Source organism: Rhodospirillales bacterium, from assembly GCA_018666775.1.
Lineage (GTDB): Bacteria > Pseudomonadota > Alphaproteobacteria > SMXQ01 > SMXQ01 > JABIXC01.
The window spans coordinates 1-2084 of the sequence record JABIXC010000013.1; the positions used below are offsets into that span (position 1 = coordinate 1).

Consider the following 2084-nt stretch of genomic DNA (forward strand, 5'->3'; position numbering starts at 1 on the left):
CTTAGCATCGGGGTGGGCTTTTTAGCTGGACTCGAGCGCCTTGACTTGAGTACGGCCAGCATCTTTGATGGCGCTGACGTGATCTTTCAACTCTGGTCTGCTCATCGGGTGGGCTTGGTGCTGCTGGCTATTTTGCCTACCATCCTTGGTTTGGCTACCGCGGTAGTGCCTCGCCAAGTCGGCGCATCTTCTTTGGTTTTTCCCCGCATGGCCGCTGCTGGTTTTTGGGTATGGCTCTTTGGTGCGGCGATTACCGTGACCGGCTTTGCCGTTGATGGTGGCGTAGGTGCCCCTGGGGCCACCAGTCAAACTCAGGCAGTAGCTATCACCTTGGTAGGCCTAATGATGGTGATTCTGGGTATCGGGGCCACCACCATTTGCGTACTGACCACCGTGGTAACGGGCCGTTCTTCCGGTATGTCGCTGGGCGATGTGCCTGCCTTTAGTTGGTCAATGCTGGTAGCCGGCACCATGTGGATCCTTACTTTTCCCGTTTTAATGGGCAACTTATTGCTTATCTACGTTGATCTTCGTGGCCGCCCGGCGGTGCGCTTTGGTGGGGAAGAAACCATTTGGGAACAGCTCTCATGGGCCTTTAGTAACCCGCAAATTTATCTTTGGGCCTTGCCGGTATTAGGCATAGTGGCCGACATCGTGCCGGTAGCGGTGAAAGCAAAACTGAACACCAACCGGATGTTCGGCGCCATGTGCTTGTTGGGTTTCGTGGGCTTCGGTGCTTATGCCCAGACATATTTTGACCTTGGCACCCCGGTACGCCAAGAAGCGTTTTCAGTAGTAGCTGCTTTTGTGGCCGTGTTGGCGGTGTTTATGGCTTGGGGTGCTTTGGCTGGCACCTTGCGCAGTGGGGTAAAAGAAGCGGAAAGCGCTACGGCAACCCCCTTGGTTTTAGCCATGTTGTCTTTGTTGTTTTTGTTGGTGGGCACAATAGTTGGTGCCTTAAACGCTGTTGAATCGTTTGCTTTGGCCGGCACCTCTGCCGTGGGCGCCCAAATGACCTTTACCTTGGCTGCCGTGGTAGTTGGTATAGCCGCCGGACTTGCTTGGTGGGGCGATTTGGTCGCTGGGCAAGCTACGCCACAACGCCCGCTGCTCATTACGGGGCTTCTCATTGCTTTGGGTCTTGGCCTGGTTGGTGTGGCGGACTTAATCAACGGCTTTAACGGTTTAAATGACTTCACCGGTGCGGTGCTGAGCGAAGCTGGAAACTCGGGTTCAGATGTAGATGCCTTGAACTTGATAGCGATAATTGGTTACGGATTGGCTTTAGCGGGTGCATTACATGGAGTGATTTCAGGTTGTCGTCATCTTCGCTCGAACGAACCTGCAGTGACCAACCCGTGGGGTGGAACAACCCTTGAGTGGTCCAACATCGAGGGGAGCGCCTGATGTCTACTCTTGCGCCGGTTGCACCGGCAAACCGTCCCCGCACCTTGATGGTGGGGACCATGTTCGCCACCTCGGCGGCGCTCATGTTCTTTGGTGGACTGTTCTCTCTCTACTTCTCGGTGCGTTCCGACACGCTGGCTTGGGGGTCTGAATGGTTTCCAGAGGGTGCGATCTCGCTGGTACCAGGCGGCATGAACATGGCCACCTTGGCGTTGTCCGCCGTCACCATGGCGTGGGCGGTTTATTCGATCATAAACAACGATCGCATTCACGCTTACTTGGCGATTTTGATTACCGGTCTCTTGGGTGTGGCGTTTATCAATCAAACGGTTTTTTACTTTACAGACATTGCTCTTCCGGTTGATTACAACCAGGCTGCGCTGCTCTTTTACGTTATTGCCGGTGCCCATATGGTGATGGTGGGCTTGGGTGTATTTTGGTTGGGGCTTTTGTTGCTCCGAACCTTAGGCGGCCAAGACACGGCGCAACATCGTGATTTAGTATCTTCGGCGGCACTCTATTGGTACGCCGCGGTGGCTGTTTATTCGTTTATCTGGCTATTCATCTACATCGGTAAGTAGGGATTCATCATGCTCACCAAAGGAACTAAATTTTGGCTCGGCCTCTGTCTGGCGGCCATGGTTGCCGCTGCTTTTGCTGGCTATACCACCGGGGGC

General features: G+C 54.3%; 2 protein-coding genes. Both read left to right on the forward strand.

The features are described 5' to 3' along the window. The first annotated feature begins 45 nt into the window (after nucleotides 1–45). Nucleotides 46–1407 (forward strand): hypothetical protein, encoded by a 1362-nt coding sequence (locus HOJ08_07190; GenBank protein ID MBT5673217.1) that lies wholly within the window; start codon nucleotides 46–48, stop codon nucleotides 1405–1407. Then, on the forward strand, nucleotides 1407–1988 hold the full coding sequence (locus HOJ08_07195; protein ID MBT5673218.1) for a hypothetical protein: 582 nt from the start codon (nucleotides 1407–1409) through the stop codon (nucleotides 1986–1988). Before HOJ08_07190 ends, HOJ08_07195 begins: the two co-directional genes overlap by 1 nt. Nucleotides 1989–2084 lie beyond the last annotated feature (96 nt).

What these genes read in the sequence shown, in the direction of transcription:
- HOJ08_07195 (MBT5673218.1), top strand. Translation starts at nt 1,407, where the DNA reads ATGTCTACTCTTGCGCCGGTTGCACCGGCAAACCGTCCCCGCACCTTG.